At 75.8% G+C, this 1691-nt stretch carries 2 protein-coding genes; both read left to right on the plus strand.

What is annotated here, in order from left to right:
* The coding region (locus tag ACWGIU_RS37260) for a uroporphyrinogen-III synthase (RefSeq protein WP_453712492.1) at positions 1 to 1008 on the plus strand (1008 nt) is incomplete at its 5' end.
* A gap of 9 nt (positions 1009 to 1017) precedes the next feature.
* Positions 1018 to 1569 (plus strand): GNAT family N-acetyltransferase, encoded by a 552-nt coding sequence (locus tag ACWGIU_RS37265; RefSeq protein ID WP_453712493.1) that lies wholly within the window; start codon positions 1018 to 1020, stop codon positions 1567 to 1569.
* The last annotated feature ends 122 nt before the right edge of the window (positions 1570 to 1691 follow it).

The following is a 1691-nucleotide window of genomic DNA, read 5'->3' on the forward strand; positions in this document are numbered from 1 at the left end:
ACGAAGGAACTGATCGGCTGCGCACCGGACGTGGTCGTGGCCACCACCGCCATCGGCTTCCGGGGGTGGATCGAGGCGGCCGACGGGTGGGGCGTCGGCGAGGAACTGCTGGAGCGGCTGCGCGCCTCCGAACTGCTGGCGCGCGGGCCGAAGGTCAAGGGCGCCATCCGGGCCGCCGGGCTCGTGGAGACCTGGTCCCCCGACTCGGAATCGCTCGCCGAGGTGCTCCAGCGGCTGCTGACGGCCGGGGTGGACGGCCGGCGGATCGCGCTCCAGCTGCACGGGGAGCCGCTCCCCGGCTTCGTCGAGGCACTGCGGGCCGGTGGGGCCGAGGTGGTGGTGGTCCCGGTGTACCGGTGGATGGCGCCGGAGGACCTCGCGCCGCTGGACCGGCTGCTGGACGCGGTCATCGGCGGCGGGGTGGACGCCGTCAGCTTCACCTCGGCGCCCGCGGCGGCCTCGCTGCTGTCCCGGGCCGAGGAGCGGGGGCTGCAGGAGGCCGTGCTGGACGCGTTGCGCGGCAGGCTGCTGTCCGCCTGCGTCGGGCCGGTGACCGCGCTGCCGTTGCAGGCGCACGGGGTGGAGACGGTGCAGCCGGAGCGGTTCCGGCTGGGCCCGCTGGTGCAGTTGCTCTGCCAGGAGCTGCCCGGCCGGGCCCGGGTGCTGCCGGTGGCCGGGCACCGGGTGGAGATCCGGGGGCACGCGGTCCTGGTGGACGCCCAGCTGCGCCCCGTACCGCCCGCCGGGATGGCCCTGCTGCGGGCGCTGGCCCGGCGGCCGGGCTGGGTGGTGTCCCGCGCGGAACTGCTGCGTGCGCTGCCGGGCGCGGGGCGGGACGAGCACGCCGTGGAGACGGCGATGGCCCGTCTGCGGGTGGCCCTCGGGGCCCCGAACCTCATCCAGACGGTGGTCAAGCGGGGGTACCGGCTCTCGCTGGACGCCGGCGGGGAGGTGAAATACGGGGGGCTCCCGGCGGACGCGGTGACGGCCCGGGGGAGCCTCGGCTAGCGTGCCGGGATGATCATTGGTGACGGGGTCGAGATGAGGGGCGTCGCGCTCGGCGACGCGGCGGGACTGGCCGAGGCGTTCGCGCGGAACCGGGCCTTCATGGCGCGCTTCGAGCCGGTCCGGCCGGACGCCTTCTACACGGAGGACGGCCAGCGGGAACGGATCGAGGGCGTGCTCGCCGAGCGGGACGCGGGGCGGATCGCCCCGTACGTGTTCGTCGAGACGGCCACCGGCGCACCCGTCGGCGCGATCAACCTCGGTTCCATCGCGTACGGGCCGCTGTGCAGCGGCGGTGTGGGGTACTGGGTCGACCCGGCCTGGCACGGCAAGGGGCTGGCCACCGCGGCCGTGGCGGAGATCTGCCGGGTCGCCCGTGACGAGCTGGGCCTGCACCGCGTGGAGGCCGGCACCCTGGTCGACAACCTGGCCTCGCAGCGGGTGCTGGCGAAGGCGGGCTTCGAGCGGTTCGGCCTCGCGCCGCGCTACCTGCACATCGACGGTGCCTGGCGCGACCACCGCCTCTTCCAACGCCTCCTCCACGACGACCCGCCGGCCCCGTAGGCCGTGGGGCGGAGCCTGCGGCTCAGCCATTCCGGTGTCGCCCGGCGCATCCAGCACCTCCGGCCGTCTTCCGCCCCTCCGGCGGGTGAGACCGGTGCCCGGCGGAGCCGGGTTTCCTGGGG

This window comes from Streptomyces sp. NPDC054840 (genome assembly GCF_053611065.1).